Source organism: Sporanaerobacter acetigenes DSM 13106, from assembly GCF_900130025.1.
GTDB classification, from domain to species: domain Bacteria; phylum Bacillota; class Clostridia; order Tissierellales; family Sporanaerobacteraceae; genus Sporanaerobacter; species Sporanaerobacter acetigenes.
Window position 1 is genome coordinate 1 of the sequence record NZ_FQXR01000012.1, and the last position, 25,801, is coordinate 25,801.

Annotated in this window: 21 protein-coding genes and 1 rRNA gene; 2 read left to right on the forward strand and 20 right to left on the reverse strand. The window is 30.0% G+C overall.

Annotation, left to right across the window (positions count from 1 at the left end; translation table 11 throughout):
* Positions 1 to 273 (reverse strand): 16S ribosomal RNA (locus BUA21_RS10830); the annotation flags it as partial.
* 327 nt (positions 274 to 600) lie between these two features.
* Here BUA21_RS10830 and BUA21_RS10835 point away from each other — a divergent pair.
* Entirely contained in the window at positions 601 to 1,512 is a 912-nt protein-coding gene (locus BUA21_RS10835) for a selenium metabolism-associated LysR family transcriptional regulator (RefSeq protein ID WP_072744856.1), read from the forward strand.
* A gap of 68 nt (positions 1,513 to 1,580) precedes the next feature.
* Here BUA21_RS10835 and BUA21_RS10840 read toward each other — a convergent pair whose 3' ends face one another.
* The 16 genes from BUA21_RS10840 to BUA21_RS10915 all read right to left on the reverse strand — a co-directional run bounded on the left by BUA21_RS10840 (position 1,581) and on the right by BUA21_RS10915 (position 21,418).
* Positions 1,581 to 3,008, reverse strand: a complete 1,428-nt coding sequence (locus BUA21_RS10840) for an aminopeptidase (protein WP_072744857.1) — start codon at positions 3,006 to 3,008, stop codon at positions 1,581 to 1,583.
* 14 nt (positions 3,009 to 3,022) lie between these two features.
* Positions 3,023 to 3,685, reverse strand: coding sequence for a response regulator (locus tag BUA21_RS10845; RefSeq protein ID WP_072744858.1), 663 nt, complete (start codon positions 3,683 to 3,685; stop codon positions 3,023 to 3,025).
* Positions 3,672 to 4,850 (reverse strand): sensor histidine kinase, encoded by a 1,179-nt coding sequence (locus tag BUA21_RS10850; protein WP_072744859.1) that lies wholly within the window; start codon positions 4,848 to 4,850, stop codon positions 3,672 to 3,674. The genes BUA21_RS10845 and BUA21_RS10850 overlap by 14 nt, the downstream gene beginning before the upstream one ends.
* Before the next feature lie 18 nt (positions 4,851 to 4,868).
* Positions 4,869 to 5,327: a chemotaxis protein CheW gene (locus tag BUA21_RS10855; RefSeq protein ID WP_072744860.1), complete on the reverse strand. Its 459-nt coding sequence runs from the start codon at positions 5,325 to 5,327 to the stop codon at positions 4,869 to 4,871.
* A gap of 122 nt (positions 5,328 to 5,449) precedes the next feature.
* Positions 5,450 to 6,706: an imidazolonepropionase gene (gene hutI, locus BUA21_RS10860; RefSeq protein WP_072744861.1), complete on the reverse strand. Its 1,257-nt coding sequence runs from the start codon at positions 6,704 to 6,706 to the stop codon at positions 5,450 to 5,452.
* 9 nt (positions 6,707 to 6,715) lie between these two features.
* Positions 6,716 to 7,612, reverse strand: a complete 897-nt coding sequence (gene ftcD / locus BUA21_RS10865) for a glutamate formimidoyltransferase (RefSeq protein WP_072744862.1) — start codon at positions 7,610 to 7,612, stop codon at positions 6,716 to 6,718.
* Between the two features lie 20 nt (positions 7,613 to 7,632).
* Entirely contained in the window at positions 7,633 to 9,669 is a 2,037-nt protein-coding gene (locus BUA21_RS10870) for a urocanate hydratase (RefSeq protein ID WP_072744863.1), read from the reverse strand.
* Positions 9,670 to 9,685: 16 nt separating this feature from the next.
* The gene (gene hutH / locus BUA21_RS10875; protein ID WP_072744864.1) at positions 9,686 to 11,209 is read right to left on the reverse strand and encodes a histidine ammonia-lyase; all 1,524 of its coding nucleotides are present in this window, start codon (positions 11,207 to 11,209) and stop codon (positions 9,686 to 9,688) included.
* Between the two features lie 130 nt (positions 11,210 to 11,339).
* The gene (thpR, locus tag BUA21_RS10880) at positions 11,340 to 11,906 is read right to left on the reverse strand and encodes an RNA 2',3'-cyclic phosphodiesterase (RefSeq protein ID WP_072744865.1); all 567 of its coding nucleotides are present in this window, start codon (positions 11,904 to 11,906) and stop codon (positions 11,340 to 11,342) included.
* 23 nt (positions 11,907 to 11,929) lie between these two features.
* The gene (locus BUA21_RS10885) at positions 11,930 to 12,331 is read right to left on the reverse strand and encodes a hypothetical protein (protein ID WP_072744866.1); all 402 of its coding nucleotides are present in this window, start codon (positions 12,329 to 12,331) and stop codon (positions 11,930 to 11,932) included.
* Entirely contained in the window at positions 12,312 to 13,328 is a 1,017-nt protein-coding gene (locus tag BUA21_RS10890) for a LacI family DNA-binding transcriptional regulator (RefSeq protein WP_072744867.1), read from the reverse strand. Before BUA21_RS10890 ends, BUA21_RS10885 begins: the two co-directional genes overlap by 20 nt.
* A gap of 86 nt (positions 13,329 to 13,414) precedes the next feature.
* Positions 13,415 to 18,865 carry a diguanylate cyclase gene (locus tag BUA21_RS10895; RefSeq protein ID WP_132996278.1) on the reverse strand — a complete coding sequence of 1,817 codons (5,451 nt, stop codon included), beginning with the start codon at positions 18,863 to 18,865 and terminating at the stop codon, positions 13,415 to 13,417.
* Between the two features lie 14 nt (positions 18,866 to 18,879).
* Entirely contained in the window at positions 18,880 to 19,323 is a 444-nt protein-coding gene (locus BUA21_RS10900) for a MarR family winged helix-turn-helix transcriptional regulator (protein ID WP_233242618.1), read from the reverse strand.
* 168 nt (positions 19,324 to 19,491) lie between these two features.
* Positions 19,492 to 20,379 carry a diacylglycerol/lipid kinase family protein gene (locus BUA21_RS10905; protein ID WP_072744869.1) on the reverse strand — a complete coding sequence of 296 codons (888 nt, stop codon included), beginning with the start codon at positions 20,377 to 20,379 and terminating at the stop codon, positions 19,492 to 19,494.
* Between the two features lie 23 nt (positions 20,380 to 20,402).
* Positions 20,403 to 21,134 carry a glycerophosphodiester phosphodiesterase gene (locus BUA21_RS10910; RefSeq protein ID WP_072744870.1) on the reverse strand — a complete coding sequence of 244 codons (732 nt, stop codon included), beginning with the start codon at positions 21,132 to 21,134 and terminating at the stop codon, positions 20,403 to 20,405.
* Positions 21,135 to 21,232: 98 nt separating this feature from the next.
* The gene (locus tag BUA21_RS10915; protein ID WP_072744871.1) at positions 21,233 to 21,418 is read right to left on the reverse strand and encodes a ferritin family protein; all 186 of its coding nucleotides are present in this window, start codon (positions 21,416 to 21,418) and stop codon (positions 21,233 to 21,235) included.
* A 190-nt stretch (positions 21,419 to 21,608) separates the two neighbouring features.
* On the opposite strand from BUA21_RS10915, the gene BUA21_RS10920 reads away from it, so the two are divergent.
* A complete protein-coding gene (locus BUA21_RS10920) occupies positions 21,609 to 22,526 on the forward strand; it encodes a helix-turn-helix domain-containing protein (protein WP_072744872.1) in 918 nt (305 codons plus the stop codon).
* Here the strand turns inward: BUA21_RS10920 and BUA21_RS14750 are convergent.
* The 3 genes from BUA21_RS14750 to BUA21_RS10930 all read right to left on the reverse strand — a co-directional run bounded on the left by BUA21_RS14750 (position 22,521) and on the right by BUA21_RS10930 (position 25,755).
* On the reverse strand, positions 22,521 to 22,664 hold the full coding sequence (locus BUA21_RS14750; RefSeq protein WP_158281674.1) for a hypothetical protein: 144 nt from the start codon (positions 22,662 to 22,664) through the stop codon (positions 22,521 to 22,523). The genes BUA21_RS10920 and BUA21_RS14750 overlap by 6 nt on opposite strands.
* A 130-nt stretch (positions 22,665 to 22,794) precedes the next feature.
* Positions 22,795 to 24,441, reverse strand: coding sequence for an ABC transporter ATP-binding protein (locus tag BUA21_RS10925; RefSeq protein WP_072744873.1), 1,647 nt, complete (start codon positions 24,439 to 24,441; stop codon positions 22,795 to 22,797).
* Positions 24,442 to 24,477: 36 nt separating this feature from the next.
* Positions 24,478 to 25,755, reverse strand: coding sequence for a S41 family peptidase (locus tag BUA21_RS10930; protein WP_072744874.1), 1,278 nt, complete (start codon positions 25,753 to 25,755; stop codon positions 24,478 to 24,480).
* Between the last annotated feature and the right edge of the window lie 46 nt (positions 25,756 to 25,801).

Below are 25,801 nucleotides of genomic sequence, written 5' to 3' on the forward strand. Positions count from 1 at the left end.
CACCAACTAGCTAATGGGACGCGAGTCCATCTTATACCGCTTAATCGCTTTGACTTGAAAATCATGCGATCCTCAAGTATCATAGGGTATTAATCCCGGTTTCCCGAGGCTATCCCCTAGTACAAGGCAGGTTCCTCACGCGTTACTCACCCGTCCGCCGCTAAGAAATATATATTTCCATCCGAAGATTTCTTTATATATTCTTCGCTCGACTTGCATGTGTTAGGCACGCCGCCAGCGTTCGTCCTGAGCCAGGATCAAACTCTCATAAAAAAGTTTTACCTGTCTTAATAATTTTTAATTAAACTCAAGGATTGTTTCACGCTGTTCAATTATCATGGTTCTGTCACAGTTGACTTTTATAATATAGCATAGTTTTTTTTGTTTGTCAAGTTTTTATTTGGACTTTTTATTTCGTTTGTTATTTCAACTTGTTATATGCTATATCAGCGACAACTCTTAAAAATATACCAGGTTTTTTTCGCTTTGTCAATAGGTTTTGCTTTTTTATTTTAAATTTTTTTTACTCATATTGTAGCATAAAGCGATATATATTGTTAGAATATAATTAAATATATGATTTTGAAAGTGGTGATATATTTGGATTTACGTCAACTAGAAACATTTGTAGAAGTATCAAAGCTAAAAAGTTTTTCAAAAGCCGCTGAAAAACTTTTCATTACTCAGCCTACTGTTACTAGTCATATACAAAATCTAGAAAAGGAGCTTGGAACAGTGCTTATCAATCGTTCAGGTAAAAATATGGCTCTCACAGAAGCAGGAAGTATACTATATAAATATGCAATAAATATTATAAATACTTGCGAAATGGCTAAATTTGATTTGGATTCCTATAGAGGAAAAATACAAGGGCATTTAGATATTTGTTCTAGCTCTGTACCTCGAAAATATGTATTGCCTAATATATTAAAAGAATTTATCACGATATATCCCGACGTGACTTTTTCATTGCAAGATAAGGATTCAAGAGAAGTCGTTAAAAGTATATTGGAAGGTGAATCAGACTTTGGAATAGTAGGTGCTAAATATCAATCGAATCATCTAGAGTATATGGATTTGATTGAAGATAAATTGCTATTAGTTACCCCTAACAATAAAGATTTTACCATGAAAAATTATGCTATTTTAGATACAAGCATACTCACAAAGCATAAACTTATTTTAAGAGAAAAAGGTTCTGGAACAAGAGAACTTCTCGAAAATGAATTGGATAAAAATAAAATTTCACGCAGTCACTTAAAAACTATAGCTTATGTAGAAGATGCTGAAACCATTAAAACTTTAATTTCTTTAGGGGTAGGAGTAAGTTTTCTTTCAGAAAGGGCAATTCAAGAAGAGTTAGCTTGCAACAAATTCAAAGTTTATAATGTTAAAAACTTAAATCTAAATAGAAAATTTTATTTTGTCTATCACAAGAGTAGACAGTTGTCACCTTTGTGTGAAACTTTTAAAGATTTTATATTAGAATACATATCAACTGTTTCTCTTTAAGTATTTAAGCAACTTAATTTAAAGGAAATGTGATTTTCCAAAAAAAATCAGGCTATAGCCTGATTTTTTTATGCATTATAAAATGCTTTATATCCTTTATAAGTCATGTAAACATCTGCCTTACTTACAGCTTCATAAGGAGCATGCATACTAAGTACTGGAACCCCACAGTCAACTACTTCCATACCATAATTAGCTAAAATGTAGGCAATAGTTCCTCCGCCTCCTTGGTCAACCTTTCCCAATTCAGCAGTCTGCCACATAACATTAGCCATATTAAATATTCTTCTAATATCTCCTATATACTCAGCATTTGCATCATTAGAACCACCTTTGCCTCTTGAACCAGTATACTTAACTAGCGCAATACCTTTGCCTAAATATGCACTATTTCTTTTTTCAAATGCATCTGCATAATTTGGATCATATCCAGCAGCTACATCTGAAGATAGCACTCTTGAATTAGCCAGTGCTCTTCTAATTTTTAAATTGTTAGCATTTTCGTCTAAAAGATATACTATTTCTGCAACAGTATCTTCAAAGAATCTAGAATGCATTCCTGTATTCCCTACACTTCCTATTTCTTCTTTGTCTACAAATAACCCTACAGCAGTTCTTTCAGGATTTTCAACTTCTAAAACTGCTCGTAGACAAGTGTATGCACATACCCTGTCATCATGACCATAGGACAATACAAGGCCTCTATCTATACCTAAATCTTTTGATTTACCTGCTGGTACAGCTTCGATTTCAGCTGTAGTGAAATCTTCCTCTGTTATACCATATTTATCATTTAATATCTTCAAAACATTCAACTTTACTTTTGAATCTATATCATCTGATTTATAAGGTATACTACCTATAATAATGTTTAAACCCTCTCCTGCTATTGCCTCATCTAATTTTTTACTTCCTTGTTCTTTTGCCAAATGTGGCAACAAATCAGATATAAAGAATACAGGATCACTTTCGTCTTCTCCAATGACAATATCCACTTTTTCTCCATTATTTTTGATAATTACTCCATGTAATGCAAGTGGCAATGAAACCCATTGGTACTTTCTTATCCCACCATAATAATGAGTTTTTAAATATGCCATATCTGAATCCTCATATAGTGGATTTTGTTTTAAATCTAATCTTGGAGAATCTATATGAGAGCCTACTATATTCATTCCACCAGATATATCTTCTTTCCCAATTACAAACAATGCAACTCCTTTATTTTTATTGTTTGCATATACTTTCATTCCTGATATCAATTTCCCATTTGAATTCATTATTTCTTCTAGAGATTTAAATCCTTTTGCTTCAGCTCTCCTTATGATATCTTTTGTTGCTTCTCTTTCGGTCTTCCCATCGTCTAAAAATTTTTTATAATCTTCATTTACTTCAAATAATTCTTTTTCTTTCTCATCTGATAGTGCACTCCATACATTTTTAAATTCAAATGTCAAATCTTCTTTTAATTGTTTTGCATCTTTTTTGTTTGTCATTTCATTACCTCCATCTATATGGTTTTAATATTATTTTTATAAGCAAAAATGGCAGCTTGTATCCTGTCACTAACATCAATTTTTTTAAAGATATTAGATACATGATTCTTAACTGTCTTTTCGCTGATAAATAACCTCTCTGCAATTTCCCTATTATTTAGGCCTTCAGCTATTAGCGTTAATACTTCATATTCTCTTTTAGTCAAAGCTTGAACTTTCCTATAATCTCTACTTCCATCAGCTTCTTCAGAATTTAATTCTTCTACTAAAATTGAAGCAACACTAGGTTGTATATAAGTTTTGCCACTTTTCACATCCCTAATTGCTTTGATTAGACTATCTGCATCTGAATCTTTTAATACATATCCATTAGCCCCCATCTTCATGGTTTCTAGTAAATATTCTCTGTCATCATGAATTGTAAGCATTATAATTTTTGAATTTGTTCCTAAGTCTTTAAGTCGTCTTAGTGCGTCTATGCCATTAGCTTTAGGCATATTTATATCTAAAAGTATAACATCCGGTTTATAGGCCAATGCTTTTTCAACAGTTTCTTCCCCATCTCCAGCTTGACTTATGACATCAATGTCATCTTCAAGTTCTAATATCTGCTTTAATCCCTCTCTTAAAAGTACATGATCATCTGCTATCATAACTGTAATATTATTCTCCTTCATGAACATTTTCCTCCTCACTTAATGGTATAGAGAGATATACTTTGGTCCCCATGCCTGGAGATGATGTTATCTTGAACTTTCCATTTAAGAGTTCTGCCCTTTCTTTCATACTTATTAGTCCAAAACCACCGGAATGTAAATCTCTATCAATTGGATTTTTTGAAATATCAAATCCATCTCCATCGTCATCTACTATTAAATTTAACCTAGTTAAGGTCTTCTCTATCCTTATATCTACATTTTTAGCATGAGAATGTTTTTCAATATTGTTGAGAGATTCTTGCATTATTCTAAAAACAGCAATTTTTATCACTGATTCAACATTGTTCATATCCCCTAATGTATTCAAGTTCACATGAATTTCATTTTCCTTTTCAAAATTATAAATATATCTTTCCAAAGTAGGTACTAATCCTAAATCATCTAAAGACATAGGTCTTAGGTCATAAATGATTTTTCTTATACTCTTCAAATTTCCCTTTGCTATGTCTTTTAAATTGACCAATTCATGTTTAGCTCTATCTTTGTCAGAATCTATAAGTCTTTCACAGAGTTCAGCTTTAACTAAAATATTGGCCATTGACTGAGCTGGTCCATCATGAATATCTCTTGCCAGACGTTGTCTCTCTTCTTCTTGAGCTTCTATTATTTTAATCCCCAGGTATTGTTTTTTGCTCAAATCATCTACAGCAAGTAAAATATCGTCTAAATTACCTTTTAAATATTCTATAGCAACTCCTACTTGCTTATTAATCTTTTCTGCTTTTTCTAAAACTACCAACGACTCTTTATATCTTATTTCTAACTCTTTTCTTTTTTCAATGAGTGTTCTCTCTTCTTCTCGTTTTAGCGTAAGCAATACTCTTAAGTCATTAGCCTTTTCATAAGCCTTCCTTATGGCTTCTTCATTATAAATCTGAAAATTCTTACTTACAGTTGCTAGTTTCATTCTGCTTTTCCTGTCTTCTAAATCTAGATTATCAACTTCATCAACAACTTCATTGACCCTTATTTTAACTTTTTCTAATTCTTCTTCTATGTTTTTACACTCTCTTCTAGCATGCTCTGTTATTTCAAAAATTTCTTCCCTATTTTTTTCTATAGTATCTATGGTTTCATTAAGTATTTGATTTATTCTCTTAACATCCAAGACAGAATCACTCATGTTTTTACACCTCTAATTCTACAATTCCATTTGAGCTAATTCATTTTTTTCCTCGTCACTTAAAACCTTCTCAAGATCTATTAATATGAGTAGCCTTTTTTCATCTAATTTTCCCACACCTGTAATATACCTTCTATCTACACTCGAAATAATGTCTGGAGCAGGATCTATATCTTCATCATCTAATCTTACAGTCTGTGAAGCTTCATCTACAACAAATCCAACCTGCTTATCCTTTAAATTTATAATGATTATTCTTGTGTCATTAGTCACTCCATTGTCTTCTAAATTAAATCTTTTTTCCAAATTAACTATAGGTATTACTTTTCCTCTAAAATTTATTATACCTTCTATAAAGTCAGGAGTGTTTGGAACTTTTACAGACTCTTGATATGGACCAATTTCTTTGACATTCATTATATCTATGCCATACTCTTCTTTGCCTAGTTTGAATACCACATATTGCTGTTCTGCCATTTTTCATCCCCCTTTATTCAGTTATGTATAAGTAGAAATATACTTTTCTACTTATATTTCTACATAATTATCTAAATTCCTCTTTTTTTGAAAAAGAGCACACTTTTGTGTGCAAAGCGTGCTCATTCCCTTACAATTATACCTTTTTTTATAACTTTTTCAACATGATTTATACCAAAATGATATATTATATAATTTAGATTTGGAGAATCAAATATGACAATATCTGCTTGCTTTCCTTTCTCTATGCTACCTATTTTCTTCTCAAGTCCCAGTGCACAAGCTCCGTTCATTGTTGCCGCAGTTATAACTTCTTCTGGAGTCATCTTCATTATAAGTGAAGCAAAACTCATCACCAATTGCATATTTTCTGTAGGGCAGCTTCCTGGATTATAATCTGTAGAAAGAGATACTGGTATACCTGTTTCTATCATTTTCCTAGCCTTTGCAAAATTGCCTGTCTGCAAATTGAAAGATGTTGCTGGCAATAAATTGGCTATAACTCTACTTTCAGCCATTTTTTTCATTCCTTCATCGCTAGCAGCTACAAGATGATCTGCAGTTATACAACCTGCTTCTGCAGCTAATTCCGCACCACCTAGTGGCTTTATTTCATCTGCATGAATCTTAGGAATTAGATCATATTTTTTACCTGCATTTAAAATCTTTCTCGACTGTTCTACACTGAAAACACCTTCTTCGCAAAATACATCACAGAATTTTGCCAAATGTCTATTACTTACTTCAGGAATCATTTCTTTTATCAACTTATCTACAAATTCATTTGAATTTTCTTTATACTTTTCTGGTATTGCATGAGCCCCTAAAAAAGTAGAAATTATATCTATAGGATGATCTTCGTTTAATTTTTTTGCTACCTCTAATTGTTTCAATTCAGTATCAAAATCATCTATTCCATATCCACTCTTTGCCTCAACAGTTGTAACTCCATAAGAAAGCATGATATCTAAACTTTTTTTTGCTTTGTCATAAAGTTCTTCAAAACTTGCTTCTTTAGTAGCCTTAACAGTACTGTGTATTCCCCCACCCATTTTTAGTATATCCAAGTATCCCATTCCATTTAGCTTCATAGCCAGTTCATTTTCTCTTGAGCCTCCATGAACTAAATGAGTATGAGAATCCACAAGCCCTGGGGTTACAGTTTTTCCACTTCCATCAATGAATATGGTTTCTTCACCTACCTCTATGTGGGATGGAAGTTTTCCATTCCCCACATAGATAATTTCATCCTCATTTATAGCTACAATACCATTTTGGATTAGACCAATATTTCTCATTTCTTCTTTAACCCTAGGTCTATTTGGACCTTCCATGGTTATTAAATTGGAAATATTTTTTATAACTATAGTAGCTTTCATTTCATCACCTTATTCAAATATTCTATTTTCTAATATTTGTCCATAATCAAAATTTTCAACTTTTAAATAGTAATCTGCACAATCAATAAGTGCATTCATAGGTACAAGTCCTATTACTTCACTTCCTATGACATTTACACCATATCTATTTGCTTCTCTTTCAATCATATCAAATACTCTATATAGTGGTGTCTTTGTATAATCTACCATATTCATTGACACCTGTACAATATCTCTTTCTTTTATCTCTATGCCTAAAGCCTTGCAATACTTTAATCCTCCACTACTTGCTCTTACAGCTTTAGCTATTTTTTTAGCAACCGTTATATCATTTGTACCCAAATTCACATTAAAAGCAACTAGTGGCATTCTAGCTCCTACTGCTGTCACACCAGATTTAATATTTAGCTCATCTGGACCAAAGTCTGGTTTCCACATTTCTTTTTTTAATTTTTCAGCCATTCCTTCATATTGGCCTTTTCTAATTTCTGCTAAATTTTCTCTATGAGAAGCTGTAGCAGATTTTTCATATAGAAATACAGGTATATTTAACTCTTCACCTATTCTCTTTGCCAATTTTCTAGATAGTTCTATAGCTTCTTCCATAGTCACATCAGATATAGGAATCAAAGGTATAACATCAGTTGCACCCATTCTTGGATGTTCTCCTGTATGCTTTGTCATATCAATTAGTTCAGAGGCTCTTTTACATGCATTGAATGTAGCTTCAAGTACATTTTCTGGTTCTCCAATAAAAGTAACTACTGTACGATTGTGGTCTTTGTCCGAGGAATAATCAAGTAGCTTCACATCTTCTACTTTTCTTACTTCATCTAATATTTTTTCAATCAATTCTTTATTTCTACCTTCACTAAAATTTGGAACACATTCGATAAGTCTAGCCATTGAATCTCCTCCTAAAAAATTTATTTGTTGTATTTTTCATAAGTATCATCAACTAATTTTTTCACAAGTTCTTCATTTGCTACATAAGGAATAGTTATATGATCTGTTTTTTCATGTTTTTCATTATATTCAATACAAGTTTTTATTGAATTTTCATTTCTAGCCCAAGATCTTCTTGCTACTCCTCCCATGACATCCCAAGGCATAGCAGTACTAATAATTTGGTCAACTCTTTCACTTCCATCAAGTACTAGTCCAAATCCTCCATTGATAGATTTTCCTATACCTACTCCACCACCATTGTGTAGAGCAATCAAGCTCATTCCCCTTGCAGCATTCCCTGCATAGCAATGAGTAGCCATATCTGCCATTATATTGCTTCCATCTTTTATATTTGCAGTTTCTCTAAATGGTGAATCTGTTCCACCTGTATCATGATGGTCTCTTCCTATCATTACAGGACCTATTTCTCCATTTCTAACCATTTCATTAAATTTAAGAGCTATGTCTCTTCTACCTAATGCATCTTGATAAAGTATTCTTGCTTGAGTTCCTACAACTAAAGCATGTTCTTCTGCATCTCTTATCCAAATATAGTTGTCTCTGTCTTGTCCACGTCTATTTGGATCTATGCACTCCATTGCAGCCTTATCAGTTTTTATCAAATCCTCATGTTTTCCACTTAAACATACCCATCTAAATGGCCCATATCCATAGTCAAATAGCATTGGTCCCATTATATCTTCTACATAAGATGGGAATATAAATCCTTCGCTTTCATCAACTCCATTTTTAGCTATTTCTTTAGCGCCTGCATCAAATACTGCTTTCATAAAACTATTTCCATAGTCAAAGAAATAAGTTCCTCTATCAACTAATTTTTTTATCAATTCAAAATGATGTCTCAAAGACTTATCTACAAGTTCAACAAATTGTTCTTTATCTGTCTTTAACATTTCTGTTCTCTCATCAAAAGTCAAACTTTGAGGACAATATCCTCCATCATAAGGTGCATGACAAGAAGTTTGGTCTGATAGAAGATCTATTTTTATATCTTTTTTAACTACATATTCAAGTAAATCTACAATATTTCCATGATAAGCTATAGCTATAGCTTCCTTTTTCTCTATATATTCATTAGCTATATTAAATATTTCATCTAAATCGTCTGAACACTTATCTATCCAACCTTGATCCAATCTAGTTTTTATCCTTGAATAGTCAACTTCAGCTATTATCCCTACACCATTAGCTATTTCTATGGCTTTCCCTTGAGCTCCACTCATTCCTCCCAATCCCGAACTTACAAATATATGTCCTCTTAAATCTCCATCTTCTGGAATTCCAAGTTTCAATCTACCTGCATTTAAAATGGTATTATATGTCCCATGAACTATACCTTGAGGCCCTATATACATCCAACCACCAGCAGTCATCTGACCATAGTTGGCAAATCCCATGGCTTGAGCTTTTATCCAATGTTCTTGATCATCAAACATACCAACCATTAATGCATTTGTTATGATAACTCTTGGACTGTGTTTGAAAGATTTAAATAGTCCTACAGGATGCCCTGATGCAACTACAAGAGTTTGCTCATCTGTCAATTCTTCAAGATATTTTTTTAAGAGTCTATATTGCATCCAGTTTTGACATACCTGACCTGTTTCCCCATAAGTTACAAGTTCATAAGGATACAATGCTACGTCAAAATCTAAATTGTTGTCTATCATTACTTGAAAAGCTTTTCCTTCAATGCAATTACCTTTGTACTCATCTATGGGTTTCCCTTTGATTTGTCCTTCAGGTCTAAATCTATATCCATAGATTCTTCCACGAGTATATAGCTCTTCTAGAAACTCCGGAGCTAATTTTTCATGTAATTCTTCTGGAACATATCTTAATGCATTCTTTAGTGCTATTTCAGTTTCTCTTTGCGTTAAGTTAAATTCTCTCTTTGGTGCTCTCCTTAGGCCTTCAACAAATTTAGGCATTGGAGGCAATTCATTATCCAACTTAATTGTCATAGCTTTTGAAATGTCAATATTATTTACCATAAAAACTCCTCCTTTTTTAATATAATGAACCTATTTGTTTTTCAATTTCCTCTAAAATAACATTTGATTTTATTAGCTCTTCACATTTATTTATTTCCTTATACATTATTATATCATCTTCTATCTTTTCTGTATGATCTCTAACTATATTATATGCAATACTACTTCCCTTTCCTAATCCTTTATTCCCTCTTAAATCTATAGCTTGACAGGATGCTAAAAGTTCCATAGCTAATACTTTTCTTGCATTGTCTAATATAGCTCTTGCTTTTCTTGCAGCGATAGTTCCCATAGAAACATGGTCTTCTTGGTTTGCTGATGATGGTATAGAGTCAACACTAGCAGGATGAGCCAATACCTTATTTTCAGAAACTAGTGCAGCTGCTGCATATTGCACAATCATAAATCCTGAGTTTAATCCACCTTTTTCAACTAAAAATGCTGGCAATCCACTAAGCGCTGGATTTACTAGTCTTTCTATTCTTCTCTCAGAAACATTTGCAAGCTCTGCCAATGCAATACCTAGAAAATCAAAACTTAATGCCATTGGCTGCCCATGAAAATTTCCACCTGATATTGCTTCTTCTTCGTTAAATATCAATGGATTGTCAGTTGCAGAATTTATTTCAATATTTACTTTTTCCTTTACATATTCTATCGCATCTTTACTAGCTCCATGAATTTGTGGCAAACATCTCAAAGAATAGGCATCTTGAACTCTTAGTTCTCCCTGCACTGTAGTCATATTGCTTCCATCAAGAAGTTTTAACAAGTTTCTAGCTGTATTTATTTGACCACTATGAGGTCTTACTTGATGTACTTTTTCATCATAGGCAGTCACTATCCCATTTAGTGCTTCACTGGTCAAAGCAGAGGACACATCTGCCATCTTAGCTAAATTTATACTATCATATACTGCCAATGCACCTATAGAAGTCATAACTTGAGTTCCATTGATTAAAGCCAAACCTTCTTTAGATGTAAGTTCCACCATAGGTATATCTGCCAATTCCATAGCTTTTTTCCCAGGCATTCTTTCTCCGCCAAAGTATGCTTCTCCTTCTCCTATCATCACCAATACCATATGAGCTAATGGTGCTAAATCTCCACTTGCTCCAAGAGAACCTTTTTCCGGTATAACAGGATGAACATTTTTGTTTAACATGTCTATCAATGTATTTAGTGTTGAAAGCCTAATTCCCGAATATCCCTTAGCCAATGCATTGGCTCTAAGTAGCATTATTCCTCTAACTATTTCTTCATCTAAAGGCTCCCCAACTCCACAAGAATGGCTGATTATTAAATTTCTTTGCAACTCTTTAGTCTCATCTTTTGATATAAGTACATCACTAAATTTCCCAAATCCTGTTGTAATCCCATACACTACTTTTTCTTCATCTACAAATTTTTCTACAATACTTCTCGACTTTTCTACTTTTTCAACTGCTTCGTTTGACAATTCTACCTTATAATTTTTTCTCACTACACTGATAAATTCTTCAAGAGTCAATTTGTTCCCATCAATTATAACTTTGTTCATTTTTTTCTCCTCCATTTTTATTTATTCTTTAAATTTTTACAAAATCCTTTAATAAAATAAAATATAAATTTAATTATATTTCATTTGTATGGTGCATTACTTAACTAAAGTGCATAAAAAGACCACAGACTTATCTGTGGTCAATTTTTTTTAAATTATATGTTTTTATTGGAGTATAAACTCTTTTTTTCATGATTTCTTCACTCTTCATCAATGTTATTTTTTTCAGTGTAAAATCATAATTCAAATCTTCACTTATAATATCTTTTATTTTAGAAAAATCTTTATTTAAAACTACTCTTCTTCCCAAAGTTATATGTGGCTTAAAAGCTCTATTTTCTTTCTGAAACCCTAAATAATACATTTCATTTTCTATTTCTTCATACAATGCATTTACTTTATCAAGATCTCCTTTTGTTCCAAGCCACAACACTCTTAAATCTCTTTCGCCTTTGAAATAACCCAGATCGCTAAATGTTAAATTTATAGGACTGTGGTTTTTACAAGTTTTTTCGAGAACTTTATCTATATCTATAGTCGAATTTTCATCTATTTCTCCAAGAAATTTTAAAGTAAGATGAAAATTGTCTTCATGAGTCCAAGTTCCTTTTAATGAATTCTCTTTTATTTTATTTTGTATATTCACTAAATTTTCTTTAAGTTCATCTTCAAATTCTAAAGCTATAAAACTTCTCATACAACTCACCATCAAATTTATTTTTAAATAAATAATATCATTAAAATAGACAATCCAAAATCAATTGCACCTACTATAGTAAATATTTTCCACAATAAATTTAATATTTCTTTTCTTCTTTTGTATTCTTTGTCCTTGTTCATACTAGAAACAACCCCTGCGTCTTTGTGACTATGCTTAATCTCTTCTACTTCTTCTTTGTCGACAGGTTTACTAATATAGTTTTTAGTAAAAGACCATGAAGTTATTTCAAACATTACTCCTACTGAAAGATATACAATTCCCACTACAAAAAAGTTATTACTCATTCTTTCTACAAATTTCAATTCTGGATTTTTAACTAAGGATAAAACAATTACAACTGCAATACTTATCAAAAAAAGTGTAAATCCAGGTTTTAGTTTTTTAATATTCAGCTTTTTCACAACTTCCCCTCTTCACTATTTGAAATGGTAATCTTATTTGTGTTTTATCAATTTTTTCTCCTTTTAATTCTTTGATTATCCTTCTAATAGCTACAGCACCCATATCATAATGAGGTTCCTTGATTGTAGTAAGTTTAGGTCTAAATACCGATGCTATTTTTATATCTCCATATCCTGTCACAGATATATCCTGTGGAACTCTTATATTGTTGTCATATAAAAAGTTTATAAGTCCAATTGCCAATTCATCATGGCTACAAAAAACTGCCGATACATCATATTCATCTATAAATTTAAGTATATCTCTTCCAATCTCATAGCCTTCTTCTATAGTATATCCATTAGCACAGACAAGTATTTCATCGCCTTCACCAAACTCTTCTATAGCCTTTTTATATCCTGCCATCTTTAAGTTTTCTACTGAACAATCATTTTCATTCTTTACAGAAACACAAGCTATATTTTTATGTCCTAAACTTATCAAATAATTTGTCATTTCATAGGAAGCATCAAAATCGTCTATAGAAACAGTAGGAAAATCATTGATATGATAATACCTATTCAAATATACAAAAGGAATTTTTGAATTCTCTATTTGCTCTTTTATTCCCTCGTTCATAATTTCAGATATAAGTATTATCCCTTCTACTTGTTTCCTATTTAATAACTGAATAAATCTTAGTTCTGTATTTTTGTCGCCATAGCTACTACATAGTAGAATATCATAATTATACATTCTTCCTACTTCTTCAATTCCTCTAACCATTTGAGCCACATAAGAATTTCCAATATCCGATACTATAACTCCAATTAAATATGATTTTTTAGTAACCAAAGTTCTAGCTACCTCATTGGGTTTGTATCCTAGTTCCTCAATGGCAGCTAGTACTTTCTCCTTGACTTCAGAACTTACTGGCTTTGAGTCATTTATAACTCTTGACACTGTAGAAATAGATACTCCTGCTAGCTTTGCAACATCTTTTATTGTTGCTGACATTTTTATCCTCCTCATATCAAATACATGATTTTCTATATTATATCACACTTCTATTTTCTTCCGCAAGAAAAATACTGTGATTTAGATTAAATCACAGTAGAAAAAACTTCACATATAGTGTTTACTAAATTATAGTTGTTATAATCAAATTCTTTTTCCTTTAATGGCACGGTTAAATAAACTATTCCCTTAGCAACTTCTTTAACTACGAGTGGTGTAACTATAGTTGATTGCCAATTTGGAGTACCTGATATTACATCAATATCTTTTATATTTTCCCAATCAATTAAAAACTCTCCTTTTTTATTTTTGACTGCTTTTTCTACGATTTTTTTGTTGTATTTAGGAGGTTTTATCCAATCTGATGCAAATCTCTTTCTAGCAAATATTTTATCCACCTTACCCGAAGTATTCATTAGCATCAATATGCTGTATTCTGCATCAACTGTTTCAATAATTCGCCCTAAAAATTCATATATTTTCTCTGCTGTAGTCATATTCTTCTTCAATAAATCAACAACATCCATTATGGCAAGTACATTCCTTTGATCTTGAACAGTATTGCCAGAAATAATTCCCGCAAGTCTATCTCCTCTATTGAGATTGCTTGCTATATTAGAATCCCACAATACAACTCTATTTCTGCCTTTCTCTTTTGCACAATAAAGTGCCTGATCTGCCTTTTCAATTAGTTCTTCTTTATATTTACTATGCTCTGAATATAGTGAAATCCCAATACTTATAGTTAGAGGATAATCCATATTTGCTACTTTTAATTCTTCTATTTTACCTCTGATTTTTTCTCCTATCTCTTTTGCTTCTTTTTCTTCAGTATTTGGCAATACTATTATAAATTCTTCTCCTCCATATCTGGCAACAATATCCGTTGAGCGAGTATTTTCAAGAAGTGTTTTACCTATCAAACTTAGTACTTCGTCTCCCTTTCTATGTCCATAAGTATCATTGATAGTTTTAAATTTATCTATATCAAGCATTAATAGAGAAAATTTTCCATTGTTTTTCTTTGATATATATAAAATTTCTCTGAACAATGTGTCAAAATGCTTTCTTGTATATATGCCTGTCATCTTATCTATGGTAGATAGAGTTTTAAGATTGTAATTTTCTATATTTAAAAAAGCTAAATGAGAAAGAGATTTTACCAATTTAAACCTTTCAAAATCAAATCTATTAAATAATCTGTCTGTTTCTAAATATATATATCCTACAATTTTATCTTCCATAATAAAAGTTTTTCTTCTTCTCTCATCTAAATTTTCTTTAATGTCTTTTCCCTTTCTGACTATAGGCATACATATCAATGCTTTAGTATCCATAGACAAAAGAGCTTCAAACACATTATTTTTATTGTATCCAAAGGTGTTTTTTACAACTAAACCATCCCTTCTTTTTTCTACAAGATTTATTATACTCTCATTGACCATAGAAATATTTTCATCTTTTAGCCTAGCAATGACCTCAAATCCATCATTTTCTTCATCACATAAAAATATAACTCCTTTTTGTGCAACAGTTTCCTTAGCCAAATACTTCAATATCACATCTAAATTGTGCTTATAATTATCATCAAATTTCATAATGAGATCATTTACATTATTTACATCTTTTATATAGTTATTTGAAAAACTATCACCAACAATCTTCGAAAAATCTTCGTCTCCTATTAAATCAAACAATGTCTTAAAATCAAAATAGTTTTCTATATCAGTTTTCCCTGAAGCTATATCAGCTGTATAGACGCAATGAACTTCTATGCCAAATATTTCTTTGAAAATTTTATTTATTTCATGCTTTATTTCATCACCTTGATGACTTTCTATATAACTCATTTGAAAATTTTTATCTGGTATTTTCTTAACTAATCTATACATTATATCTAAAGATTCCAAATAGTAATTTATAGCTTTATAGCATTCTCCTTTTGAATAGCTCTTTCTCCCAATAACATAGTTCATAAATAAATTAAGTTCGGGAAAATCCATATCTTTGATTTTACTTTCAATTTCCATAAGATATAAAACACCATTTTCTTCCATGCTAAACATTATAAACTTTTGAATATTGTTTAAAACATCTGAATAAGGAATATCTGATATATTTCCTATTTCATCTAAAATTTCATAAGCATATTCTTTTTTTCCATATATAATCGATATAGCTGCAAATTCAGTTAAAATTTTTACTCTATCTCTATTTATATTTATTTCTTTATATTTATTTCTTATTTCCTCAATTCTAGCTTTGTCAAATATTTTATCTTTTAAACAATTTATAATTATAATTCTAGCTTTTGATTTCAAATAGTAATTTAAACTGAAATCTTTAAATTCCCTCATATTTTGTTCATAATATTTTTGTGCTCTATCCCATTGCCCAAATTTAAAATAAAAGTTTCCTAAAAAAATATAGTACTGATTTACTATTTCTTTTGCAAAAGAAAGGTTTTTCTCAAATTCTCCCTTTAAAAAGTTATAACAATTAAATGCACTATCATACTCTCCAGTAAATAAATATATTTCTCCCAAATTTACATTGGTTAAAAAAATCATACTTCGATCTTCCATATCAATAGCTATATTTCTCGATTTTTCTATATAATCTCTTGCCTTCCCGTATTCATGATTCTTTATGCATGTTTCACCTGTATTGTTTAAAATAACCAATTCCATTTCCCAATATCCATATTTTGTACATATATCTAAAGCCCTGTCATAATATCCTATTCCCTTTTCATCATCTCCATAATAATCAAGACAGATAGTGCCCATATTATTTAGAGGTTTAGTCATTTCTATATAGTTTTTTGTATTTTGAAAAACTTCTATACTCTTTTTAAAAGATTCGCTGGCCAATTCTACATTTCCATTGTAATAGTGTATAATCCCTATTTGATTATAGATATATCCTAAATTTTGTTCCCTTTCTTCAGTTAAAGCTAATTCTAGTGCTTGATTTGCCTCATCTAATGCTAAATCTAAATTATCTTTTAAAGCATACAATTTTGACAAAAGCACTCTTGAATGTAAAATTCCTCCAACATAATTTATAGCATATGCAATTTTTTCAGCTTCCAAGCCCACTTTAAACGCATCTTCTACTTCATTTCTTCTATAATATATATCTCCCATATAATTTTTGCCTTTAACAATATACCTCTTTTGATTAAATTCAATAGCTTCATTTAATATTTCTTTATACACTCCCAAGGCCTTCTCATTTTCTCCTCGTAAGGTGAACAATTTTCCCATATTTTCCAGAACTTCTAGTCTTAATTCACTTCTCTTATCTTTTAGCAATTCATTAGCTTTTTCCCAAAGAGAAAGAGCTTCTGCACTCAATATGAATTGGACTTTTTTCGCTTGTTTTATTAAATAATCTATGGCTTTGTCAGATTGATTTGACATCTTTAAATGATATATAAGTTCATCTATATTTTCTCTATCCTCGAGACTATATATGTTTTCTAAAACTTCAGATGCTTTTTTGTGAAGATTTATTTTTTCCTCTTCATCCAGTTCATGATAAAGTAATTTTTTAAGTTGCATATTATAGAAAGTGTAGCTATATCCCCAATCTCCGAGTCTTTCATCTAACAATTTCATAGAAACTAACTTTTCTATCATATTGTTCAATTCATTTGCTTCAACATTAAGCATTTGAAGAATTACACTTTTAGATACAGGAACATTGAATATTGAAATGATTTTTACAAGTTCTAGTGCCTGATTTTCAAGTAAACTCAATTGTTTTCTTAAAGTTTCATCTAAATCTGATGGCATATATATATCTGAGTAACTAATGCTTATTAAATTCCAATTCCCATTTTCGTTTATACACAATTCTCCTACAGCAAATAAATCCTGTAGTATAAGCTCAATGTATCTAGGATTACCTAAAGTTTCCTTTAGAATTGCCGTAGAAAAATTCAAAGGCCTAAAATTCATTCCCAATATATGCTGTACCATATCTCCAATTTCATAAAGCCCTAATTTAGGTAGCTTTATGCTTTTTGTATTTCTTCTTAATTTCCAATCTGAAACTAATGTGTTTATACTGCTTTTTTCTAATTTATCTTCATTATACGATACGATAAATAGCAGAGGAACTCCATCTATATTTTGTAATACATAATTTGTCAGTCTCAAAGTATCTTCATCTACATTGTGAATATTATCAACAATTATATATATTGGTTTTTCTTTTGCCAAATCTTTAAGAAAACTCGCTATTCTATCATATAATCTCAACTTTTCTTTTTCATCAGGTAAGCTTGCAGATGGGACTATATCTTCTATGAATCTCAATTCTGGTATTATTTTTATAAGTTCAGATCCATATTTGTCTATTAAATTTTTTGGAGCATATTTTATCATCTGTCGCAATACATTTGATACAGATTTGAGACTTATATTTTCTTTTTCTTTTATATCTATTTGATAAACTTCTCTTCCTTTTAACTCTAATATATACTTTATTTCTTTTAGAAATCTAGTTTTCCCAATACCTTCTTCTCCATCAACTATGAACAAGTTAGTATTATATTTGCTTTCTTCAAAGTCTTTATCAATACCAAGTAATTGCTTTATTTCATTTTCTCTGCCTACTATTTTGGTATTGAAATTTAATACTTCCCTTTCTTCTTTATAGTCAACAGTATAATCAAGAGAAAAATATCTACTAAAATCTGATATCAATTTTTTTAGATTTCCTGTCCTATTAGAAACACTTTTTCTTGTCAAACTTTCTATGGTATTATTTAAAAATGTAATTTGTTTATCATTCAAACTGTGTATATTCTTATGACTGATGTCCTCCAAAAATGTGTTTTTTAAATCTTCTTGAAACAAATACTTTATTATCATTCCCAATGAATAAAAATCCGATTTTTCATCAACAACACCTAATTTTAACAAAACTTCAGACGATATGAAAAATCTATCTATATCACTGTAATCGTTGTCAATAACTTCCTCATTTACGGTTGCTAAAGCTTTAATTTTTATTTGACCATCTTCCAAAATATATATATTTTTAGGAATCAAGTGTTTATATATTATTCCTCTAAAATGTAAGAAATCTAGTACTGTACACAATTGCAATATAATATATAGTTTTTCATCTAAAGATAAATCTTCACGAACATCTTTCAAAGTAGGCTTATCCACACATTCTGTAATACAATAATATTGATTTACCCATATTTTTTCCCTATCTATTGATTTTACAATTTTAAAATTTTCACTTCCCAACAAGTTCTTATGCTTTATATTGGATATATGAATAAATTCATTCATAAAATAATTGATTATATTCATATATTTGTTATAGCTATAGTTGTAAAACTTCAAAAAATGTCTTTTGTCATTATTCCATAAATCAGTAACAAGGTATAAACTTCCACTTAATGATTCAGACATCAATTCTTCAATTTTATATCTATTATCTATTATTTTCATATCTATTCTTCCCCTCATGAATATAACAGTTTTCCCTTTTTTTATACAAACAATATTCATTTTATCCAAGTTTTCTAGTCATCTTTCATAGCACCATAAAGAGATTCCAGTGCTTCTTTTAAAAATTTTTTATCTTCATCTTTAAAACCTTTAAGTTTTCCATCAAGATAAGCTCTTCTCTTGTCTAGTACTTTTTGAACTATTTCATAACCAATTGGTTGAACTTCTACTCTTACTACTCTTTTATCTTTTTCATCTTTCTTTCTGACGACCAATCCACTTTTCTCCATTCTATCTATTAAATCCGTTATAGTGCTACAAGCTAGAGTCATCTTTTGGCTTAACTCACCTATAGTCAAATCTCCTTCACCTATAAGAATTTGAAGAGCAGTAAACTGTGGAACTGTAATATTGAAATCGTTTAGTATTTCTCTACCTTTTTTCCTTATAATATAATCTACTTTTCTTAAATACTTTTCTATCTCCATTACATTTTCACATACTAGTTTATCATCCAAAAAAATCTCCTCCAATATTATTCTTCTATTTTATATATTCTAGTATACTTGAAGAAATCCTTTAATATATCTCAATAAAAAAGAAGAATAAGTGCATTCATTTTCTTTATTTGTATTATATCAATATTTTTCATATATATAAACAAAAAAAGCAGCAAAGCCGCTTTTTTATCTTACGAGTATTCTGAAACTATTTGGGACCACTTCAAAAGTAGCCGGCAATTTTCCACCATATTCTCCGTCTATATCTATAGGCACATCATCTTCAGTATAAATTGTTATCTTTTCAGTCTTAAAATATTCCACACTAGGATGATGAATATGTTCCCCACTAAATATATTGATAAATATACTCATCAAATCTTGAACATCACATTTTTTTATAATAATACTATCTAACAAACCATCTGAAACATTAGCTTTTGGAGCTAGTTTCTTAAATCCTCCTATAGAAGAGCTATTAGAAATCAAGAAAAGTAGCATATCTTCTGTACTTGTATATTCCTTGCTTTCAAACTTCACACTTATAGGTTTAAATTTTTGTTTTGGTATTTCTTTTATTCCTTCTATATAGTAGGCCATTCTGCCCAATATAGCTTTTGTCTCTGGCAAAACCTGATATCCTACATTTGTCAAGAGTCCACTAGCTGCAACATTGACAAAGTATTCATCCTTAATTCTACCTAAATCCACATCTAAAGTATTGCCATTTCTTATCATCTCATAGAATTCTCCACTAGTCCTTGGCAAATCTAAATAATTGGCAAAGTCATTTACTGTTCCAGCTGCCAATATAGCAACTGGTATTTTTCTTCCACCTAAAACAATTCCTTTTGCCACTTCATTTACCGTGCCATCCCCACCACAAGCTACAATTAAATCCCAATCCTCACTACAGCATTTAATAGTTTCATACATGGCATCATTTTTTTCTTTAGTTAAAAACTTGCTTACTGTATATCCGTCATCAATAAGTTGTTTACATATTGCATCTATTCTTCGTTGTATTATCTGTCTTCCTGAAGATGGATTTAAAATTATCTTCACTTTCTTCATCTGTATCAGCCTTTCTCAATGAATTAAATTCCATAAAAAACCTTTCTTCCTGCATCTGGTCGATTAGTTATGATACTGGAAACACCTATGTTTTTCATTAATATCATATCACTTTCCCTATCTACTGTAAACGGATTGACCATGACGTCATTTTGAATACATTCTTTTACAACTTCATCATTAATAGTCATAAATAATGGATGAATAGCATCAGATCCTATACTCTTTGCATATTTCCATGGTGATACCATTCCAGCAATATATAGTATACCCGTTTTGATTTTAGACTCCAATTTTTTTACAGCCACAAGACTATAGTGATTAAAAGAAGAAATGATTACTTTTTCCTCTAGTCTATAAGCCCTAATTGCGTTGACTACATCTAATTCTAAATCTTCATAAAATATTGGCCCATTTTTTAATTCTATATTTAATAGTATGTTTTCCATTTTTACCAATTCCAATACTTCTTCAAGCAATGGAATTCTTTCATTTGCAAAACTTTCATTAAACCAGCTTCCTGCATCTAAAAGTTTAAGTTCTTCTACTGTTAAGTCTTTTATATATCCTTTCCCATTAGTTGTCCTATCAACTTTTTCATCATGACATACAACTAAATGACCATCCTTACTTTTATGGACATCAATCTCTATTCCATCTGCTTCCATCTCAATAGCCATTTTGTAAGATGCAAATGTATTTTCTGGAGCATAAGAAGAAGCTCCCCTATGAGCATAAATTAAAGGTCTACTCACACAAATCTCCCCCTATATATTTTTCATTTATATCTATTATACACTTATTACATGTAATACAACATAAAAAAATAGGGAAATTTAATTTCCCTATTTTTTCAATCCAATCTTTTAAGTACTTCTTGAAGTTTACTTGCTTGGTATCCACACTCCTCAGCAAAATCTTTAAATAACATAGCCAATTCTTCATCTTCTACCTTTTTTGAATACATTTCAAAATCTCTAACTGACTCTTGCGTATCCAGGATTTTCTTTTTCAACACTTCCTTTGTATTCATATCCATAGAATCACCTCCAAATACTACTCAATAATATATTTCCTAGTAGAAAGATTTTTATGTATTTATATTTATAAAAGAGGCATTTCCTTTACATATTCTTTATTAAATTTTATAATATATAGCATAGATAAGACAACCCTAAACAAATTCAATAGAGTTGTCCTAAAGGTTATATTTAAAGGGGTTGAGTACTTTGTATTATGATCTTAAACACTTTGGGTCAGAAATACGTAGCATTAGGAATAGTTTAGACCTTACCCAAAATGATGTAAGCAAACTATCAGGTGTACATGTAGATACTTTAAGAAAAATTGAAAAAGGTAAAGTGGTACCTCAACAAGAAACACTAGATTTATTATCTTCTGTATTGAAAACAGATTTAAATAAGCTTCTACTCAACTATAGATTTCATGATTATTATGCTTTTGAAGAATTAAAAAATAGAATAGAGTCTAAAATTGATAGAGATAAGTTTGAAACCTTATCTGTGGAATTAGAAGATTTAAAAACCCTACTTAATAGCACTTCGCACCCATACTTCATTAGTGCAATTAATCAACTTGTACTATTGATCGAATCCATAATATTAAATAAAAAGTATGATAAGCCTAATGAATCGCTGGATAAACTAGTGGATGCTATAAAAATAACTACTCCTAAGTTTTCACTTGATAAATATACATCCTATGTGTATAATTCCATGGAGTTAAGGATTTTAATGAACATAGCCTTGCTAATGAATAAATTAGAATCTACGGGAAAAAGTCTAGAAATTATGGAATTCTGCATGAAATCAGTAGAACCTAATGACAATATCTATCCTAAAATATGTTACAATCTATCTTATACTTATCATAGACTTGCTATGAATGAAAAAGCTTTAGAATACTCTATTTTAGGCATAGATTATTGTAATAAACACAGAGATTATAATGGATTAAATCTTTTATATTTTAGAAAAGGCATTGCTGAATATCTTCTTGGATATGATAGTTATAAAGATTCACTAAAAAAAGCCATAAGTTTTTCTGAAATTTTAAATCAATACGATTTGAGAGATTTGCTCATATTAAATTGTAAGAAATTTTATAATATAGACATTCAATCATAATGAAATATTTTCAGTTTTATAATTGTTCCATTCTATTGCATCATCTTCAGCAGATATAAACATATCATTTTGTTTGATAGGACTAATAATAAATAATGCCATGATGATAGTCATTATAAATAAAAACTTTTTAAACATTATTTATCACCCCTTTCATTATAAAAACTTATCAATCAAATTTGAGTCAAGGTTTGGTCGTTTCGAACCATCCCTGATTTCCCAATCTTTATACAGCCATAAGATAAACTCATGTTTTTGATTAAGGAAATTAAGCTTCGCAGTTTAAACTATTTACTACATTTAAATCAATGATTTCATCCAATATATCCAATATATCTCTGTTGTGAGTAACTATGATGATTATCTTATCTTTCTTTATTTCCTTCAGTATAAATTCTAATTTTTCAATGCTATTTACATCTAGGGCAGATGTTGGTTCATCTAATATGATCATATCAGGATTTTTTAAAAATGTTCTAGCCAAAGATATCTTTAGTTTTTCTCCTCCTGATATGTTGTTTGCAGCTTCATATATGTTTGTATTTAAACCATCTTGAAATTTATTTATGTCTAAATTTAAACTTTTTAGCACTTCTTCAATATCATCATAATTATATATATCTATTCCATAGGTTACATTTTTGCCAATTGTGTCATTAATTAATGCAGGTTCTTGTTCACTAATTCCTATGATTCTTTTTCTAATATGATACATATCTAATTTTTTTAATTCTATTGAATTATAATAGATCTTTCCTTTATAATAATTGTTGAAAAGTCCAAGTATTAAATTTATAAAGGTACTTTTCCCTGTACCATTTTGTCCAATGATTCCATAAATATTGCCTTTTTTAAATGTATAGTTAAAATTATCTATGATATTATTAGTATCATCATATGAAAAACAAACTTCTTTAAGGACTATTGTATCAATACTGTTTATTCTTTTGTCCCCATTTATTTCTTTAGTTTCATTTAATATTTCTTCTAATCTATTGTATGAAACTAGTGCATCTTGATAGGATTTCCCTAAGTTTAAATAATAGCTTATACATCCCATTATCATGGAAAAGTAGCTGATTATTATAGTGAATTGACCTATGGTTAAATTTTCATTTATTATCTCCATTCCTCCAAAGAAAAATATTATTATTTGAGATATTATCATGGTCATAGAATCACTGCTAGAAAAAATATATGATATTCTTGTATATTTTAATAGCGATTCAAACATTGTTGAGAAACTTGTCCTAAGCTGTTTTTGAGATTCTTCAAAAGTGGAGTTCAGTTTAATTAAATTTATATTGTAAAGTTGTTCGTTCATTTTTGAAAAGAACTTGTTTTGCTTTTCTTTCAATTCATATCCAGATTTAAATAATGGTTTTTTGAATATGAAGTATATGGCTAAGTATAAGGGAATGAGGGGTATCAATATCATGGTTAATTTTCTGTTTATTTTAAATGAAATGTAGAATACAATGATAAGGGTCAAAGCCCTAATCAGAATATCTAAAAAATTGCTCAATACAAAAGAAATCAATGTGTTGCTATCTGAATTAATTCTTTGATTTAGATAAGCACTGTCAAGATTTTTAAAGTAGAGTATAGGCATTTTACTTATATGCTCTAATGCTTTAAAGTTCAGTTCGATTGCAGATTTGGTTTGAACTTTTACATAGGAATAACTAACTACAAATGATGAAATGATGTTTATTATTCCCATTAAAAGTATTTTTATGGTGAAATCAATTATGGTTTGCCTGTTTTGAAAGTTCATCAATGAATCTATATAGTTTCCTGTTATATAAGGCAGCCCTATTGATATTATCCATGAAATAATAGAAAATATCAAAAATATGAATAATTGAATTTTATATTTAAATATATATTCTTTAACAAATTTAAATATTTTCATATAAATCAGCTACTTTCTCTAATTTTAGAATGCTAATTATTTCTCAGTTTCTTCTGAATGAATCATATTGATTATTTCTTTCATTACTTTTATATTGTAATCTCCAACATCATCTTTTTCTATTTCTATATCTGGTACTGTTCCCGTCTCAAAATGAGAAGTCCCGTCTTCATTCAACAACATCTCTGTCTCAAATCTTATCATTAATCCACTATTGGAAAGTGTTATAAACATCGGAGTATCTCCTCCTGAACCCTTGGTACTACAACCAACCAATGTAGCAAATCCACTTTGCTTGCAAAACATTGCAAATTCATCTGCTGCTGAAAATACATTTTCATCAATTATCAAAAATATTTTCCCACTAAATCCTATAGGATTCCTACTTGGCAATACACTATTATCAACTTTATCTATTCTATAATATTGGAAGTTTTCTTTTACCTCTTTGGGCATAGAACTATAACATTTCAATTTCTCTATTTTGTTTTCTCGTATATCCGGATGTGCTTTTTCAAAATATTTCATTGAATAATCTCCTCCGCGAACAATACAAATATTTTCGTATTTAACTTCATTAAGTTCTTGATTTAGCAGTGGAGCTATTATTGTTTCTAGCCAATATAAACTAAATCCTCCTCTATTGCCTGAAATGTCTATTATTAAGTATGGATAGTCTTTTACATTTTTCAAGAAACCAATTATTTTATTTTTCTCTTTTTTATATTCTTTATTATTATTGCTAGGATCTAGGCTAAAAGAATCTATTTTCAAATAAGCTATTTTACTTTGCTCAAGTATTTGAGTATATGAATTGTCTTTCAATTGTATCTGTTTTTCATCATAATATTCTGGATATGTTTGTATAAACAATTTGTTCCATCCTTCATATTTTTTTTTAGTATTTTTGAAAAAATATCCATACTGTTCATTTGCTTCTTCATATTCATTTATCACATCTAAATAGGATCTATACTCAAAAGGATCTATTACAACAGTATGTGGATCATGAAGTTTATTCGCCAAAATGCTTCCGATGGAATAAAAAAATTCCATATTGTCTTTAGTCTCTCTTATTTCTTTTTCAAATTCCTCTTTATGAGCTAACCAATCGTATCCATACATTTTTTCAATACTATGAAAATGAGGATAGTTGTCTTTCATGATATCATACATATACCTAAAATCTTCTATTTTTTCTTCCTCTGTCAAATCTTTAAGTTCCCCCATATTGCTTGAAACTAAAACATATACTGCTATTCCTAGTAGAACTATAGCAACAGCCCATATAAGTATTTTTTTGTTGTTTAACATTGTGCCATCTCCTTCATGCAAACTATAATGAAGTCAAACCAAGCAT

Excerpts from the sequence above, each read along its gene's own strand:
- ftcD (WP_072744862.1), bottom strand. The coding sequence starts at position 7,612 with ATGGCTAGACTTATCGAATGTGTTCCAAATTTTAGTGAAGGTAGAAAT.
- hutI (WP_072744861.1), bottom strand. The coding sequence starts at position 6,706 with ATGAAAGCTACTATAGTTATAAAAAATATTTCCAATTTAATAACCATG.
- BUA21_RS10840 (WP_072744857.1), bottom strand. The coding sequence starts at position 3,008 with ATGACAAACAAAAAAGATGCAAAACAATTAAAAGAAGATTTGACATTT.
- BUA21_RS10890 (WP_072744867.1), bottom strand. The coding sequence starts at position 13,328 with ATGTCAGCAACAATAAAAGATGTTGCAAAGCTAGCAGGAGTATCTATT.
- BUA21_RS10855 (WP_072744860.1), bottom strand. The coding sequence starts at position 5,327 with ATGGCAGAACAGCAATATGTGGTATTCAAACTAGGCAAAGAAGAGTAT.
- hutH (WP_072744864.1), bottom strand. The coding sequence starts at position 11,209 with ATGAACAAAGTTATAATTGATGGGAACAAATTGACTCTTGAAGAATTT.
- BUA21_RS10895 (WP_132996278.1), bottom strand. The coding sequence starts at position 18,865 with ATGAATATTGTTTGTATAAAAAAAGGGAAAACTGTTATATTCATGAGG.
- BUA21_RS10845 (WP_072744858.1), bottom strand. The coding sequence starts at position 3,685 with ATGAAGGAGAATAATATTACAGTTATGATAGCAGATGATCATGTACTT.
- BUA21_RS10915 (WP_072744871.1), bottom strand. The coding sequence starts at position 21,418 with ATGGATATGAATACAAAGGAAGTGTTGAAAAAGAAAATCCTGGATACG.
- BUA21_RS10850 (WP_072744859.1), bottom strand. The coding sequence starts at position 4,850 with ATGAGTGATTCTGTCTTGGATGTTAAGAGAATAAATCAAATACTTAAT.
- BUA21_RS10925 (WP_072744873.1), bottom strand. The coding sequence starts at position 24,441 with ATGAAAATATTTAAATTTGTTAAAGAATATATATTTAAATATAAAATT.
- BUA21_RS10905 (WP_072744869.1), bottom strand. The coding sequence starts at position 20,379 with ATGAAGAAAGTGAAGATAATTTTAAATCCATCTTCAGGAAGACAGATA.
- BUA21_RS10930 (WP_072744874.1), bottom strand. The coding sequence starts at position 25,755 with ATGTTAAACAACAAAAAAATACTTATATGGGCTGTTGCTATAGTTCTA.
- thpR (WP_072744865.1), bottom strand. The coding sequence starts at position 11,906 with ATGAGAAGTTTTATAGCTTTAGAATTTGAAGATGAACTTAAAGAAAAT.
- BUA21_RS14750 (WP_158281674.1), bottom strand. The coding sequence starts at position 22,664 with ATGTTTAAAAAGTTTTTATTTATAATGACTATCATCATGGCATTATTT.
- BUA21_RS10870 (WP_072744863.1), bottom strand. The coding sequence starts at position 9,669 with ATGGTAAATAATATTGACATTTCAAAAGCTATGACAATTAAGTTGGAT.